This window comes from Stenotrophomonas sp. 14P6.2.3 (assembly GCF_057799055.1).
In genome coordinates, this window is record NZ_JBYOLA010000032.1 from 1 (window position 1) to 14,754 (window position 14,754).

Sequence of the window (14,754 nt, forward strand, 5' to 3'; positions counted from 1 at the left end):
GGCGGCGGGGCGGCTGCCCTTCTTCTTCGCTGCTTCGGCCGGCGGAACGGCGCTGAACAGGAACAACGCGGCGATGGCGGCGGCCAGGACGCGGGGGGAATACGGCATCAAGAAGCTTCCGTGGAACACAGACCGTGGAGCTTGCACGATCCGCGCGCGTACGGCCAGCGTGAGGGCGCAGTCAGCTTGCGCGCCGCTGGGGCTTCAGTCAGCCGCGGCCGCAGCGCGCAGGTCGGCGGCGCGGTGTTCGCCCAGATAGCGGGTGATTGCACGCCGCATCAGGTACAGCAACGGAATCAGGGCGATCGCAAAGCCCATCTTGTAGACATAGTTGACACTGCTCACCGCCAGGAACAGCGATGTCGGCCAGTGCTGCGGGCCGAGCACGAAGGCGATCCAGATCACCACGAAGCTGTCCACCAGCTGCGAGACCGCGGTGGAACCGGTGGCGCGCAGCCATACATGGCGCTCGCCGGTGGCCTGGCGGATGCGATGGAACACCGCCACGTCGATCAACTGGCCGAACAGGAATGCCACCAGCGAACCGGCGATGGTCCACATGCCCTGTCCGAACACCGCCGCGAACGCGGCCTGGTAATCGGGCACGCCGTGGGCATCCATCGAGGTCACCCACCAGTTGGCCGGTGCCAGCGAGATCGCAGCGAAGGCGAACAGGAAACCGTAGGCGATCAGCACCACCGCCAGCCACGAGATGAAACGTACCCCGCGCTTGCCGAAGAATTCGTTGATGGTGTCGGTCATGATGAACACCACCGGCCACAGCAGCGTGCCGGCGGTGAAGCTCAACGAGCCGGTCTGGCCGAACAGGTTCCAGTTCAGCGGATCGATGCCGAGGGTGTCTTCCAGGGCGAAGATCTTCACCCCGATCAGTTCGGCCAGTACGGCGTTGCCGCAGAAGAACGCGGCCAGCACGATGAACAGCAGGACCGCGCGGTCCTGCAGCGGGCGCGCGTGCGACGCCTCGCTCATTCGGAACGATCGCCAGCGCGGGTGAACGGAACGCTGGAGGGCGCCACTGCACCGCCGGAAATGATGAAGCTCATCGCTTGGTCCACCGTCCAGTCGGTCGGGGTGAGCAGTTCGACGGGCACGATCTCCAGATAGCCCGAGGTCGGGTTCGGCGTGGTGGGCACGTAGACGGCCGCCAGTTCGCGGTCGGTGCCCTGTTCCTTGATGACCCGGGTGACCAGGCCGACTGATTTCATGTCGCGATGCGGGAAGTCGATCAGCACCACGCGCTGGGTGCTGCCCGGCTCGGTCTGCAGCATGTCCAGCAGCTTCTTGGCGCTGTCATAGATGATGCTGGCCAGCGGAATGCGCTTGATGACCGCACCGACCCAGCGCAGCAGGCGCTGGCCGACCACGCGGCGGCTGGCCACGCCCACCGCCAGGATCACCAGCAGCGTGGCCAGCAGGGCGATGGTGTTCTGGATCCATTCGGCGCGGACCCAGCCGAGGTAATGCGGGAAGTTGGTCGCGATCTGTTCGGACAGCGGCACTACCAGCGGGCTGGAAATGCCCGACAGCAGCACGAACACGAATTTGACCACCACCCAGGTCAGCCAGATCGGCAACAGGGTCAGCAGGCCGGTCAGGAACAGGCGCTGCAGGGAGGGGCGGGGAACCAGGGCGGGGGCTTCGAGCGACATGCGCGCATTGTAGCGGTCGCGGCCGCTCGTTTACGCTGTCCGTTGGCGGTGCTGGCCATGCAGGGAAAGGATGCTGTGTTGAAGATGCTGCGGTGGTTGGGCTGGGCAATGCTGGCCCTGGTGGTGATGGCCGTCGCGGCATGGCTGCTGTCGAGGTTCTGGCCGTTGTCGGCCGCCCAGCGGGAAGACAGGCGTCTGCTTGAGGCCGTGCAACCCAACGAAGGTCGCAACGGCTTCGCCCTGCTGTGGACGCTGCCCTTCGATGGGCTGGACCAGGCCCAGCGCGAGGCGGCGTTGGCCGACGATGTGCAGCGCTGGAAGGCCTCGCCATCGCAGGCGTCGCACGCGTCGGCGCTGGCCGCCAAACACGCACCGTTGACTCTGGATGGGGCAGGTCGTTGTGCCGTCGGGCCCGTCGGCTGCCTGGCACAGGTGCGCGCTGATCCGCAGCGCTTCGCTGACGCTCACGCCGGGCATGCCGGCCTGCACGAGCGGCTGGCGCGGATGGCGGACTACGATCGTTTCGATTCCCCGTTCCAGCCCTTCGAAAGCGAACTCCTGCCGCTGCCGGCGTACACGCCGCTGTTGGATGGCACCAGTGCGCAGGCACTGGCCTATCTGCAGGGCGATGTTGCCGGTGCCGTCGAGGCAGGCTGCAGGTCGGTTCGGTTCGGGCGGCGGATGATGCGCACCGGCAGCACGCTGGTGGACAGCATGATGGGTGCCGCCGTGGTGAGGACCCATGCCGCGTTGCTGGGCGACATGCTGGTCGAGCAATCACCGGATTACGTGCTGCCCGCCTCCTGCGAGGTGGCGCTGCAGCCGCTGGACGCCGACGAGCAGAGCCTGTGTCAAGCGATGCAGGGCGAATTTGCGATGAACAAGGCGGCCATCGAGGCGTCCACGCAGACAGCAGGCAGCCGCCTGCTGCTGGATCGCGACCACACCCTGGCCCGGGTCGCCGGCAATTTCGGCTGGGCATGCCGGCCTGCTGCAGCTACGGCGCTGGCGGCCGACGTCCCGCTCCTTGTCCCGCCACCGCCCCGATGGGATGTGGGCTGCGTGGCCAATCCGCTGGGATGCACATTGAGCGCCATCGCCGGGCCGTCCTACACGCAGTACGCGGCGCGCAGCCAGGACGCAGCGGCGATGATCCGCCTGCTCGGCGCGCAGCGCTGGCTGCGGCAACAGGCCGGGCCAGCCGACGAGGCACTGGCGCGGTTGCCCGCGCAGTGGCGTTCGGACACCCGCATGCCACAACTGTCTGCCGACGGTCGCCACCTGCAGCTATTGCGGCGTGGCCCGGCGCGCGAAGGCGAGGGCCCGTATCTGTCGATGCCGTTGCGGGCGGACTGACCCGGACTCAGTCGCCGTCGCCGAGCGGATTGAACGCCCAGCCATCGCCAACGCTGTCCAGCGTCCAGCGCTTGCGGTCAGCCAGGGTCTGCCAGCGCACCTGCTCCTTGTCGTCCTGCATGCTGCCTTCGGTCAGCTTCACCTTGCCGGTGGAGAAGTTCACGCTGAGGCCTTCGGTCTGCCCGGAATTGCGCATCATCGAGTCGCGGTCGTAGCCGATCAGCGCGAGGTGGCCTTCCTGCCAGCGGAACGTGAACGTGGTGGTGCTCGTCGACCAGCTGCCCGCGCTGGAGAACGAGTACAGGCCCACCCGCAGTGCGCCGCGCTGGATCGACACGCCGGTGCCTTCGGCCAGCGCATCGCTGAGCACGGGCGAGTCCGGGCGTGGAATGAGCGTGTGGTTCTGCGCCGCCAGCACGTAACCCGACGGTCGCGCAAAGGCAATGGCGAGGATGCGCGGGTTGCTGTCATACGGCGACGGCCCGAACCCATCGTGCTCGATGATGTTGCTTGGGTCCTGCTGGCGCAGCACCAGCGCAAGGTCGGCGCGCCCATCCTGGTCGAGGTCGCCTTCAATCCGGTATTCCAGCGCCCAGCCGGCCGGTACGAAAGCCTCGGCCGTAGCGGCGTGCGCCGGCAGGATGGGGTAGCGCACCGGCGGCACGTCCAGTGCGCTGGCGGCGAAGGGCAGGGCGGTCAGCGCCGCAGCAAGGACGAAAAGGCGCATTGCAGCCTCCATGGCAGGGCTGCAGAGGATAGCGGGGCGCCAGCCTGCCCGCTTTACCGTGCGTGTGGCTTCAAGCGCACATAGACCTGCTTGCGTACCTGCGCGACGACCTCGCCGGCTTCGTCGACCACGTCGTTGCTGAACCAGCGCAGCACTTTTTCGCCACCGGCCGCCGCCGTACGCAGTTCATCCAACAGGGCGTCGTCGATGCGGAAGGACGTGCGTACTGTGCCGCGGCCGGGCTTGAGGAAATCGATCGCACCGGCGCGATCCCAGACGTAATAGTCACGGCCCAGGGTGTGCATCAGACCCAGCATCCAGAACGGATCGGTCATCGCGAACAGGCTGCCGCCGAAGTGGGTGCCGACGTAGTTGCGGTTCCAGGGACGCAGGCGCAGTTCCACGTCGATCTGCCGGTAGTCCGGGGTGATCCGGGTGACATGGATGCCAGTGAACAGGAACGGTGGCCACAGATTGATGCCGAAGCGGAACGTGCTGGCTTTCATGCGGGAACCGGGCAGGGGGCGGGGATCCCAGTCTAACCATTCGCATGCGTATGTTGTAGCCCGTGGCATCCACATCAGGCCTGCCGGCCGCTATGGCCCGGGCGTGCCGCCGTCGATCACATAACCGTCGCGGCCATTGTCCTTGGCCCGGTAAAGCGCGTTGTCGGCGCCTTCGACGAAATGATGCGGTTGCAGGTCGCTGTCCGGCACGCGGGTGTAGACGCCGATGGTCAGGGTGACACCCGTCTCGCTGCCATCGCCGGGCGGTGGCAGGGCGCGTATGCAGGAGATCAGGTCTTCGATCACCTGCCGTGCGCCTTCAACCGGGGTGTCGGGCAGCACCAGTGCGAACTCGTCACCGCCGTAGCGGGCAGCCATGTCACGGGGGCGCCGGGCATGCGCCTGGATCAGGCGGGCCACTTCGCACAGCACACGATCGCCAACCTGGTGGCCATGGCGATCGTTGTGGTGCTTGAAGTGGTCGACATCGATCAGGGCCAGGGTCAGTGGCTTGCCACTGCGGCGTGCCGCGTCGCATTCCTGTTGCAGCGATTGTTCGAAGCGCAGGCGGTTGCCCAGTCCGGTCAGCGCATCGCGGTTGGCCTGGCGGTGCCAGGAGGCGATCCGCCAGGTCGCCCACACAGTCAGTACCAGCACGACGCCGAGCAGCGCGCTGGCCGGCGCCCACCAGAGGCTGCTGGTGCGCAGCAGCAGCCAGCTCAGCAGCGGCGCGGCCGGCAGCGAGCAGAGGGCAACCACCCAGGGCAGGCGCAGCCCGAGCAGCAGTACACACATCGCCACCAGCAGGCCGGCCAGGGCGTCCTGCCAGGCGCGGGGCAACACGTCTATCTGCTTGTCCTGCAGCAGCATCGAGGCGATGTTGGCCTGATATTCGCTGCCGCTCATCCAGTATTCGCGGGTGGTGGGAGTCAACAGGCGAGGGGCGATGCCACTGGCCGTCATGCCCACCACGATGCGCCTGCCACGCAGCATCGATGCATCCACGCGCCCTTCCAGCACATCGGCGTAGGACACCTGCGGCAAGCGTTCCGGCGGCCCGGCATAGCGCACGCGCACGTAGTCGTTGCGGCGCCATTGATAGGGTGAGTCCAGCGCGGGATCGGGGTCGGGCAGGCCCTGCGCGTGCTGCGACGGCAGACCGGTCAACGCCAGGCCGAGCGCAGGCCAGTGTGCCTGGCCGATGCCGGCATGCAGGTAGACCCCGCGGGCAACACCATCGCCGTCCACTTCAACGTCACTGTGGCCGATGGCGGCCGCGCTGGCAGCAATCAGCGGGATCGGCAGCATCTCCTCAGCCATGCGGTCGCCAGCGGCCGGCGCGGCCAGCACCGGCAGCACCACGCGACCGTTGCGACGGATCGCCGCTGCCAGCTCGGCATCCTGGCGCGCATCGCGACGGTCGGGCTCGGACAGCATGAGATCCAGCGCGACGCGCTCGGCACCGGCGTCGGTCAGGCGGTCCAGCAAGCGGGCATGCAACGAGCGCGGCCACGGCCACTGGCCCAGCCGCTGCAGGCTGCCCTCGTCGATGGCGACGATCAGCACGCTGGGGTCAGGACGGTAATCCCAGCTGCCGACCATCAGGTCGTACGCCGTCTCATCCTGCCGCCACAGCCATTGGCCGTGGCTGACCACCGCAGTCGCTACACCTGCCAGCACGGCCAGCAGGATCCGTCGCGACCACGGCAGTGGCGAGCGCCTCACAGCAACAGCCACAGCAGCAGAACACCGCCGCCCGCGCCGTAGCACAGGCGGCACGGCAGCTTGACCTGTTGGGCAGGCGAGAACGGGCCTGCGTGGCCGTCGTCGTCGATGTACTGCACGCGGATGTGCAGCGTGCCGCGCCACGGGCGCTTGAGGCTGACCTGCGGTTCGTCAACGGTGCTATCGACCAGCGGCGCGCTGAAATCACCGCGACGATCGACCTGCACCCGATAGCGTTGCCCATCGCTTCCCGCCTGCCAGCGCAGCGTCAGCTCTCCATCGGTGGCTTCGGGCGGCTGTAGCGCCGGGTCCACCGGTTCATTGCTCAGTTGCAGCGTCAGTGCCTGGCCGTAGCGACCCTGATGGCCCTGGCCATCACGCGAAGCGATCCGCCAGTAGTACTGGCCGGGAGGCAGCGGCTCGCCCAGGCGCAGGTCGGTGCCATCGGTGCTCTGCTCGCGCAGCGGCTGCAGGAACTGCGGTTCGTCGGCCACCTGCAGCACACTGCTGCTGGCACCGGGCGCCTGGCTCCAGTGGAAGCGCGGCCGGTCGCTGTTGACCGTCTGCCCCTGCACCGGGGAAATGGTCAGTGGCGGTGGCGGCTGGTCGCCGAGGAGGAAATCCTCGCTGGCATCGAGACCTTCCACACCCTGTGCATCCACTGCGCGCAGCAGCAGGCGCAGCGCTCCCGGCGGCAGCTCGCCGATCACCAGCCCGGTGTCGGTGGTGGTGGCCGCAAACAACAGGATTTCCGGAGTTGCGGCCTGCACGACTTCCACCCGGTAGTGATCGGCACCCGTCACCGGTTCCCAGGCGAGCTGGGCCGGCAAGGCTCCCAGGCGGGTCGAATCGGCACGCAGGTGCGGTGCCGGCAGCAGACCGGAAACCGCTTCGGGTGCCGTTCCGCTGCCCGCGCTGCGGCTGGCCTGGCCAGGGTGCACCAGACGCTGGCCATGCGGGTTGCCGACCTGCACCTTGCCTTCCAGTACTTCGGTGGCACCGGCCTGGGCGTCGTCGCCGGCACTGACCCGGAACACGGTCCCGCGCACGCTGCTGGTGGCCGTCGGTGCATCGATGATGTAGCGAGAGGCCGGCCCGCGCGCAGGGGTGACCCGGTTGCTGGCGCGGCCCTGCTGCAGGCGCAGGCGGGTATCTACCATGCCGGTGCGGCCATAGCGGCTGAGCTGGTCCAGGCGCAGGCGTGAGTACTCGCGCAGCTGCAACCGCGACGCGTCGGCAAATTCCAGGGTGATGCTGGAATCGGCCTTGGTCTGGATCGCATCGCCGATGTGCAGCTGCTCGCCTGCGCGCACGGCGCGATTGCTGCTGCCATCGGCCGCGCTCAGTTCAACCTGGCCACGCACCGCGAGTACCCGCGCCGGTGCGGGTTCGATGCGCAACCAGCCGATCGGGAAGCGCAACAGTTCGCCCGGCGGCAGCCGGTATGGATTGTCGATGCGGTTGTGCTGCTGCAGCTGCTGCCAGCCCACGCTCGGCTTGAGGTAGGCAGCGCCCAGGTCCCACAGGGTATCGCCGGGGCGGACCCGATAGTTCCAGTCCTGCGCGCCGGCGAGCGCCGGCAACAGGAAGAGGGCACACAACAGTGTGCGCAGGAAACGGATGATGAAAGACGACGAGCGGCCAACTGTCACGGAATGCTGTCCCGGCAAAGCGGGGGCGCAGCTGCAAGACCCCATGGCCCCGACCTCATCCCCCCGAACGGATCGTGGCGGCCCTGGAGGCCACCATCGCGGGCATTATTGCCCGCGTTCAGTGCAGGGATTCTGAACGGTGCCGTTGCCGTTCAGAACAGCAGGGAGGCCATCCGGCGCCGCGAGCGGCCTACCAGGTCTTCATCGGAGATGACGTTGAAGGCATCGATCAGCGCCTTGCGCGGCAGTCCTTCCTGGAAGCCGCGGTCGATCCGCAGCATCTCCAGGAACTGTTCCAGCGCGGCTTCGTCCTGGCCTGCCAGCAGCAGCTGCACACCGCGCAGGTGACGCGCCTGCAGATCCTTGCCATCGGCGGCGATGCGCGCATCCAGCACCTCCGCAGGCGGGGCTTCCTTCAGCGCGGCGGCGAAGGACAGCCGGGCGCGGCCACGCACGGCGCGGTCGTCGGTGGCCAGGTTGGCGGGCAGGGCATCGATCAGGGTGCCGGCCTCGTCCACGCCGCCGACCTGCAGCAGGGCCAGGGCCAGGTCGAGCTTCAGCTCGTCCTTGTCCGGCTCGGCGGCGATCTGCGCGCGCAGCACGTCCACCTGCGCCTGCGGGTCCAGCGGGGCCTCGTCCTCGGCAATGGTGTCGCCGATATCAGCCGGCACCACGCCGTGCTGTGCCAGGAATTCTCGCAGCTGACCTTCCGGCAGGGCGCCGGGGAAGCCGTCCACCAGCTGCCCACCCTTGACCAGGAACACGGTGGGCACCGAACGGATCTGGAAGGCCGCGGCGATCTGCTGTTCCTTGTCCACATCGACCTTGGCCAGCTCGAAGGCGCCGTTGTATTCGCCGGCCAGCTTCTCCAGCATCGGGCCGAGGGTCTTGCACGGCTCGCACCAGGTCGCCCAGAAATCCACCAGGACCGGCGTCTGCAGCGACTTCTGCAGCACTTCCGCCTCGAAGGTAGCGGTGGTGGCGTCGAATACGTAGGTCGTCTCGGTCATGGGGCATCGTTCGGCATCTGGAGACCGATTCTATGGTGACGAACCCTGTCGGTCTCAACCCTGTGGTCATACCCATCGTGAAATCCTGGACAGCTTGGCGGAGGTGCCGCCTGCCGCGACAATGTGCTGATGTTCTTCTGAAGAGTGGCTGCGATGTCCGTGGTTCGGCTGGATCGTTGGGTGGGCGTGCTCGCCGCTGCCCTGTTCGTGCTGTCGGTGGTCGGCTTCGGTGCGGTGCTGCCGGACTATTCGCAGGCACTGCATCCGGTGACCTGGCTGGGCGCGCACGGCATTCCCCATGCGCTGGGCTTCAACCTGCTGGGCCTGGTGCTGCCGGGTGCACTGGCGGTGGTCGTGGCCGAGCGCCTGCGCCGGCAACTGCCGGTGGACGCCGCCTGGACGGCACGCGTGGGCAGCCAGATGCTGCTGCTGGCCGCGCTTGCCTTCATCGCGATGGGCCTGCTGCCGCTGGATTTTGAGGGGCAGATGGATATGCAGGGCCCGGCCAGCAAGCTGCACGCCAGCGTGTGGATGGTCTGGGCACTGGCCTTTGTCGCCGGCAGCGTGATGCTGGGGGCGGCACGACTGCGGCATCCCGGCGGGCGCAGGCTGGGCCTGCTGGCGCTGGGCTGCGGGATCGGTGCCGGTCTGCTCGCGTTTGGACTGCCGGGCGTACTGCCGGCGGCGCTGGCGCAGCGCCTGGCCTTTGCCTGCTGGGCGCTGTGGCTGGCCCTGGCCCTGCCTCTGTCGCGCAGGCGCTGAGACGGTTTCTGCTGCCTCGCCGCGCGCCGGCCCGGCAGGCAGGATTGGAGCCATTTGCCGCACTGCGGTACGCTGTACCGCTTTGCCGCCGCAACCGCGTGTTACATGACCAGCGTCGAACCCAACGTTTACGATCCGCAGCAGGTTGAATCCGCCGCCCAGCAGTACTGGGATGCTACCCGTGCCTTCGAGGTCGATGAAGCCTCGGACAAGCCGAAGTACTACTGCCTGTCGATGCTTCCGTATCCGTCCGGTGCGCTGCACATGGGCCACGTGCGCAACTACACGATCGGCGACGTGATCAGCCGCTACAAGCGCATGACCGGCCACAACGTGCTGCAGCCGATGGGCTGGGACGCGTTCGGCCTGCCGGCGGAAAACGCCGCGATCAAGAACAAGACCGCACCGGCCGCCTGGACCTACAAGAACATCGACCACATGCGCAGCCAGCTGCAGTCGCTGGGCTATGCGATCGACTGGTCGCGCGAGTTCGCCACCTGCCGCCCGGACTATTACGTCCACGAGCAGCGCATGTTCACCCGCCTGATGCGCAAGGGCCTGGCCTATCGCCGCAACGCGGTGGTGAACTGGGACCCGGTCGACCAGACCGTGCTGGCCAACGAGCAGGTCATCGACGGCCGTGGCTGGCGCTCCGGCGCGCTGGTGGAAAAGCGCGAGATCCCGCAGTGGTTCCTGCGCATCACCGACTACGCCCAGGAACTGCTGGATGGCCTGGATGAGCTGGACGGCTGGCCGGACTCGGTCAAGACCATGCAGCGCAACTGGATCGGTCGCTCCGAAGGCCTGGAAATCCAGTTCGACGTGCGTGACGTCGATGGCACCGCACTGGATCCGCTGCGCGTGTTCACCACCCGCCCGGATACCGTGATGGGCGTGACCTTCGTGTCGATCGCGGCCGAGCACCCGCTGGCCCTGCATGCGGCGAAGAACAACCCGGAGCTGGCGGAAAAGCTCGCCGATTTCAAGCAGGGCGGCGTGTCTGAGGCGGAGTTGGAGACTCAGGCTAAAAGAGGCGTCAACACTGGGCTGAAGGCAATTCACCCTGTAACCGGCGACCCGATTTCAATTTGGGTCGCGAATTTTGTGCTGATGGGGTACGGGACCGGTGCAGTGATGGCGGTTCCGGCACATGATCAGCGGGATCATGAGTTCGCCATTGGCGTCACCAACAGCCGCATCAAGTATGTCGTGGCTCCGGCCGCCTGGATTGAGAGCTGGGCGCACATCAAGGCCAAGTTGAAGAGCGCTTGGGTTGGTTGCCCCGATTACCCCGCCGATCTTGACGATATCAACGCAGCACTGTCGGCAGCGCAGTCCATGGTTGATTCAAGCCAGCTGCAGGATGAAATCGCTGCATTCGCCGAGCATCTCCGGCTGCCGTATCTGGAAAAGGACGGGCAGCTGGTCAATTCGGCAGAGTTCGACGGCCTGGACTTCCAGGGTGCCTTCGAGGCGCTGGCCGAACGGTTCGAGCGCAAGGCCCAGGGCCAGCGCCGGGTGAACTACCGCCTGCGCGACTGGGGCGTGAGCCGCCAGCGCTACTGGGGTTGCCCGATTCCGGTGATCTACTGCGACAAGTGTGGCGCGGTGCCGGTGCCGGAAGACCAGCTGCCGGTGGTGCTGCCGGAAGACGTGGCGTTCGCCGGCACCGGTTCGCCGATCAAGACCGATCCGGAATGGCGCAAGACCACCTGCCCGGAATGCGGTGGCGCGGCCGAGCGTGAGACCGACACCTTCGATACCTTCATGGAGTCGAGCTGGTACTACGCCCGCTACACTTCGCCGGGTGCCCGCGATGCGGTCGACAAGCGCGGCAACTACTGGTTGCCGGTGGACCAGTACATCGGTGGCATCGAGCACGCGATCCTGCACCTGATGTATTTCCGCTTCTACCACAAGCTGCTGCGCGACGCGCGGATGGTGGACAGCAACGAGCCTGCGCGCAACCTGCTGTGCCAGGGCATGGTGATCGCAGAGACCTACTACCGCCCGAACCCGGACGGCTCGAAGGACTGGATCAACCCGGCCGATGTGGACGTGCAGCGCGACGAGCGCGGCCGCATCACCGGCGCCACGCTGATCGCCGACGGCCAGCCGGTGGTGGTCGGCGGTACCGAGAAGATGTCCAAGTCGAAGAACAACGGCGTGGACCCGCAGGCGATGGTCGGCAAGTACGGCGCCGACACCGTGCGCCTGTTCTCGATGTTCGCTGCACCGCCGGAACAGTCGCTGGAATGGAACGAAGCCGGCGTGGACGGCATGGCCCGCTTCCTGCGCCGTCTGTGGGCACAGGTGCAGAAGCACGCTGCCGACGGTGCCGCACCGGTGCTCGACGCGGCCGCGCTGGATGCCAGCCAGAAGGCCCTGCGCCGCAAGACCCACGAGACCATCGGCAAGGTCGGTGACGACTACGGCCGTCGTCACAGCTTCAACACCGCCATTGCCGCGGTGATGGAGCTGATGAACGCGCTGGCCAAGTTCGAGGACGGCAGTGAACAGGGGCGCGCCGTGCGCCAGGAAGCACTGCAGGCCATCGTGCTGCTGCTCAACCCGATCACCCCGCACGCCAGCCACGCCCTGTGGCAGGTGCTGGGCCATGGCGAAACGCTGCTGGAAGACCAGCCGTTCCCGCAGGCCGACAGCAGCGCGCTGGTGCGCGATGCGCTGACCCTGGCCGTGCAGGTCAATGGCAAGCTGCGTGGCACCATCGAGGTCGCCGCCGATGCCGCGCGCGAGCAGATCGAAGCGCTGGCCCTGGCCGAGCCGAACGCGGCCAAGTTCCTGGAAGGCCTGACGGTGCGCAAGATCATCATCGTTCCCGGCAAGATCGTGAACATCGTCGCTGCCTGATGTACCTGGCACCGGCCGCCATCGTGGCGGCCGGTGCATTGTCGCCACGCCGGGCGCGCCCGGCCGATGGCCCTGCGTTCACGCGGCCTCGGGCACCCTGTCTGTTGCCGTGATCGCCCGGCTCCGCCAGACTGTCTCCATGACCCGAATCCTGCTTGCCCTCGTTCTCGCCCTCGGCCTCGCCGGCTGCGGTTTCCACCTGCGCAACAAGCTGATGCTGCCGACCGACACGGCACCGGTGAAGGTGGTATCCACCGCGCCCTACAGTGAGCTGGTCAAGCTGTTGAACCGCAGCCTGCTGGCCTCCGGTGCGCGCTTGGCCGATGAGGACAGCAATGGCCCCAATGCCCAGCTGCAGGTGCTGTCCGAACGCTGGGGCGACCTGCCCATCGCGATCGACTCGCAGGGCCGCGCACAGGAATACAGCCTGCGCTATGCGGTGATCTTCATCTTCCGCCGCGAAGACGGTAGCGAGCTGGTGCCGCAGCAGGTGATCGAACTGTCGCGCGACTACGTGTCGCCGCCGACCGACGCCACCGGTACCACCACCGAACGCGAGATCCTGGCCGATGAACTGCGCCGGGAAATGTCCGCCTCGATCATCCGCCGCATCGACAGCGTGGTCCGCGCCGAGCTGGAAAAGGGCGGCAGCCTGTCGGCGCCGAAGCCGGTCGAGCACGATCCGGTCGAGCCCGCACCCGCCGTCAAGCACTGAGCCGGGCGCCTGATGGAACTGCGACCGGAACAGCTGGCCGGGCAGGGCGCTGACACGGCGCTGGCGCCGGTCTATCTGATCGCCGGTCCGGAAACACTGCGTGTGCTGGAGGCAGCCGACGCCGTGCGTGCCCGCGCACGCGCGGCCGGCATCGACGAGCGCGAAGTGTTCGACGCCGATGGCCGCGATTTCGACTGGAACCAGCTCGACGCCAGTTTTCACGCCCCCAGCCTGTTCAGTGCCCGCCGCCTGGTGGAAGTGCGCCTGCCCAGTGGCAAGCCGGGCAAGGAAGGTGGCGAGGTGATCAGCCAGTTCTGCGCCAATCCGGCACCGGACGTGATCCTGATGATCACCACCAATGAATGGAGCAAGGCCCACCAGGGCAAATGGGCCGAGGCGGTGAACCGTGTCGGCGTGTTGTCGGTGGCCTGGGCGATCAAGCCACATGAGCTGCCGGACTGGATCGAACGGCGCCTGCGCAGCAGAAGCCTGCGTGCCGAACCTGCCGCCGTGCAGCGCCTGGCCGAGCGCGTGGAAGGCAATCTGCTGGCCGCAGCGCAGGAGATCGACAAGCTGGCGTTGCTGGCCGATGGCCAGACCCTGGACGTGGAACGGATGGAATCGCTGGTGGCTGATGCCGCCCGCTACGACGTGTTCCGGCTGGTGGAGGCGACGTTCTCCGGCCAGCCACAGGCCGTGCTGAGGATGCTGGCCGGGTTGCGCGGCGAGGGCGAGGCCGTGGCCGCGCTGATGCCGATCGTGATCCGCGAACTGCTGGCCGGTGCCGGCCTGGCACGGGTACAGGCACGTGGCGGCAATCTGGCTGCGGAGATGAAATCCCGCGGTATCTGGGAATCGCGGCAGGCACCCTACAAGCGTGCGCTGCAGCGGCATCCGGAAGGCAAGCGCTGGGAGCGTTTCGTGGCCGAAGCAGGGCTGGTCGACCGCATCGCCAAGGGGCGCGCCGACGGCGATGCCTGGCTCGCGCTTGAGCGCCTGCTGGTGGCGGTGTCCGAGGCGCGCGCAGTGCGGCTGCTCGCCCGGGCCTGATCCATGAGCCTGCGGATCTATTACGGGGGCACCTTCGACCCGGTGCATCTGGGCCATCTGGCGATCGCGCGCGCTGCGCGCGATGAACTGCAGGTGGCGGTGCGCATGCTGCCTGCCGCCGATCCGCCACACCGCGCGGTGCCGGGCGCGACCGCCGAACAACGCTGCACCATGCTCGGCCTGGCCATCGGCGATGAGCCGGGCCTGCTGCTGGACCGCCGTGAGCTGGATCGGGCCGCGCGCTTTCCCGGCAGGCCGTCCTATACCGTCGATACCCTGCGCGAACTGCGGGCTGAACTCGGCCCCAGCCGCCCGCTGGCGTGGCTGGTGGGGGCCGACAGCCTGCTGGGCCTGCCCAGTTGGCATGAGTGGCAGTCGCTGTTCGGGCTGGCCCATTTCATCGTCGCCGAGCGTCCGGGCAGTCCGTTGCGGGCCAGCGTCGACGGCGCGCTGGGTCAGGCCACCGAGGGGCGCTGGGCCGACAACGAGCAGGCGCTGTTTGCCAGCCCGGCCGGCCGCATCCTGCGCCTGCACCACCCGCTGCGCGAGGAATCGGCCAGTGCCGTGCGCACCCAGATCGCCGCGGGCGGCCCCTGGCGGGCCATGCTGGCGCCGGCGGTGGCCGACTATGTTTCTGGCCACGGCCTGTACCGCTCTGCCACCTCGTGAATACGGTTGCCGCGCTGTGGCCGTATAATCGCCCCCACGTT

At 67.7% G+C, this 14,754-nt stretch carries 13 protein-coding genes; 6 read left to right on the forward strand and 7 right to left on the reverse strand.

Features of this window, described 5'->3' with window-relative positions:
• Positions 1–204: 204 nt before the first annotated feature.
• Positions 205–990: a queuosine precursor transporter gene (locus AC27VL_RS17890; protein ID WP_100553173.1), complete on the reverse strand. Its 786-nt coding sequence runs from the start codon at positions 988–990 to the stop codon at positions 205–207.
• Positions 987–1,670, reverse strand: coding sequence for a DUF502 domain-containing protein (locus AC27VL_RS17895; protein WP_100553172.1), 684 nt, complete (start codon positions 1,668–1,670; stop codon positions 987–989). Before AC27VL_RS17895 ends, AC27VL_RS17890 begins: the two co-directional genes overlap by 4 nt.
• Before the next feature lie 84 nt (positions 1,671–1,754).
• On the opposite strand from AC27VL_RS17895, the gene AC27VL_RS17900 reads away from it, so the two are divergent.
• Complete coding sequence (locus AC27VL_RS17900; protein ID WP_488767708.1) at positions 1,755–3,026, forward strand: hypothetical protein; 1,272 nt, start codon at positions 1,755–1,757, stop codon at positions 3,024–3,026.
• Positions 3,027–3,033: 7 nt separating this feature from the next.
• Here AC27VL_RS17900 and AC27VL_RS17905 read toward each other — a convergent pair whose 3' ends face one another.
• The 5 genes from AC27VL_RS17905 to trxA all read right to left on the reverse strand — a co-directional run bounded on the left by AC27VL_RS17905 (position 3,034) and on the right by trxA (position 8,646).
• Positions 3,034–3,753 (reverse strand): hypothetical protein, encoded by a 720-nt coding sequence (locus tag AC27VL_RS17905; protein ID WP_100553171.1) that lies wholly within the window; start codon positions 3,751–3,753, stop codon positions 3,034–3,036.
• A 53-nt stretch (positions 3,754–3,806) separates the two neighbouring features.
• Complete coding sequence (locus tag AC27VL_RS17910; protein ID WP_032975063.1) at positions 3,807–4,259, reverse strand: DUF4442 domain-containing protein; 453 nt, start codon at positions 4,257–4,259, stop codon at positions 3,807–3,809.
• A 90-nt stretch (positions 4,260–4,349) separates the two neighbouring features.
• Positions 4,350–5,984, reverse strand: coding sequence for a CHASE2 domain-containing protein (locus AC27VL_RS17915; RefSeq protein WP_100553170.1), 1,635 nt, complete (start codon positions 5,982–5,984; stop codon positions 4,350–4,352).
• A complete protein-coding gene (locus AC27VL_RS17920; protein ID WP_191078798.1) occupies positions 5,981–7,681 on the reverse strand; it encodes a FecR family protein in 1,701 nt (566 codons plus the stop codon). The genes AC27VL_RS17915 and AC27VL_RS17920 overlap by 4 nt, the downstream gene beginning before the upstream one ends.
• Before the next feature lie 107 nt (positions 7,682–7,788).
• Positions 7,789–8,646, reverse strand: coding sequence for a thioredoxin (trxA, locus tag AC27VL_RS17925; RefSeq protein ID WP_180166270.1), 858 nt, complete (start codon positions 8,644–8,646; stop codon positions 7,789–7,791).
• A gap of 153 nt (positions 8,647–8,799) precedes the next feature.
• Here trxA and AC27VL_RS17930 point away from each other — a divergent pair, with 153 nt between their 5' ends.
• The 5 genes from AC27VL_RS17930 (at position 8,800) to nadD (ending at position 14,713) form a co-directional block, all read left to right on the forward strand.
• Positions 8,800–9,408 (forward strand): DUF998 domain-containing protein, encoded by a 609-nt coding sequence (locus AC27VL_RS17930; RefSeq protein ID WP_191078797.1) that lies wholly within the window; start codon positions 8,800–8,802, stop codon positions 9,406–9,408.
• 105 nt (positions 9,409–9,513) lie between these two features.
• Complete coding sequence (gene leuS, locus AC27VL_RS17935) at positions 9,514–12,279, forward strand: leucine--tRNA ligase (protein WP_488767688.1); 2,766 nt, start codon at positions 9,514–9,516, stop codon at positions 12,277–12,279.
• A 139-nt stretch (positions 12,280–12,418) separates the two neighbouring features.
• Positions 12,419–12,994, forward strand: coding sequence for an LPS-assembly lipoprotein LptE (locus tag AC27VL_RS17940; RefSeq protein WP_346559186.1), 576 nt, complete (start codon positions 12,419–12,421; stop codon positions 12,992–12,994).
• Positions 12,995–13,006: 12 nt separating this feature from the next.
• The gene (gene holA / locus AC27VL_RS17945) at positions 13,007–14,044 is read left to right on the forward strand and encodes a DNA polymerase III subunit delta (RefSeq protein WP_191078795.1); all 1,038 of its coding nucleotides are present in this window, start codon (positions 13,007–13,009) and stop codon (positions 14,042–14,044) included.
• Positions 14,045–14,047: 3 nt separating this feature from the next.
• Positions 14,048–14,713 carry a nicotinate-nucleotide adenylyltransferase gene (nadD, locus tag AC27VL_RS17950; protein ID WP_100553165.1) on the forward strand — a complete coding sequence of 222 codons (666 nt, stop codon included), beginning with the start codon at positions 14,048–14,050 and terminating at the stop codon, positions 14,711–14,713.
• The last annotated feature ends 41 nt before the right edge of the window (positions 14,714–14,754 follow it).

Coding starts and splice junctions, on each gene's coding strand:
- AC27VL_RS17890 (WP_100553173.1), bottom strand. CDS start 990: ATGAGCGAGGCGTCGCACGCGCGCCCGCTGCAGGACCGCGCGGTCCTG.
- AC27VL_RS17895 (WP_100553172.1), bottom strand. CDS start 1,670: ATGTCGCTCGAAGCCCCCGCCCTGGTTCCCCGCCCCTCCCTGCAGCGC.
- AC27VL_RS17900 (WP_488767708.1), top strand. CDS start 1,755: ATGCTGCGGTGGTTGGGCTGGGCAATGCTGGCCCTGGTGGTGATGGCC.
- AC27VL_RS17905 (WP_100553171.1), bottom strand. CDS start 3,753: ATGCGCCTTTTCGTCCTTGCTGCGGCGCTGACCGCCCTGCCCTTCGCC.
- AC27VL_RS17910 (WP_032975063.1), bottom strand. CDS start 4,259: ATGAAAGCCAGCACGTTCCGCTTCGGCATCAATCTGTGGCCACCGTTC.
- AC27VL_RS17920 (WP_191078798.1), bottom strand. CDS start 7,681: ATGGGGTCTTGCAGCTGCGCCCCCGCTTTGCCGGGACAGCATTCCGTG.
- trxA (WP_180166270.1), bottom strand. CDS start 8,646: ATGACCGAGACGACCTACGTATTCGACGCCACCACCGCTACCTTCGAG.
- AC27VL_RS17930 (WP_191078797.1), top strand. CDS start 8,800: ATGTCCGTGGTTCGGCTGGATCGTTGGGTGGGCGTGCTCGCCGCTGCC.
- leuS (WP_488767688.1), top strand. CDS start 9,514: ATGACCAGCGTCGAACCCAACGTTTACGATCCGCAGCAGGTTGAATCC.
- AC27VL_RS17940 (WP_346559186.1), top strand. CDS start 12,419: ATGACCCGAATCCTGCTTGCCCTCGTTCTCGCCCTCGGCCTCGCCGGC.
- holA (WP_191078795.1), top strand. CDS start 13,007: ATGGAACTGCGACCGGAACAGCTGGCCGGGCAGGGCGCTGACACGGCG.
- nadD (WP_100553165.1), top strand. CDS start 14,048: ATGAGCCTGCGGATCTATTACGGGGGCACCTTCGACCCGGTGCATCTG.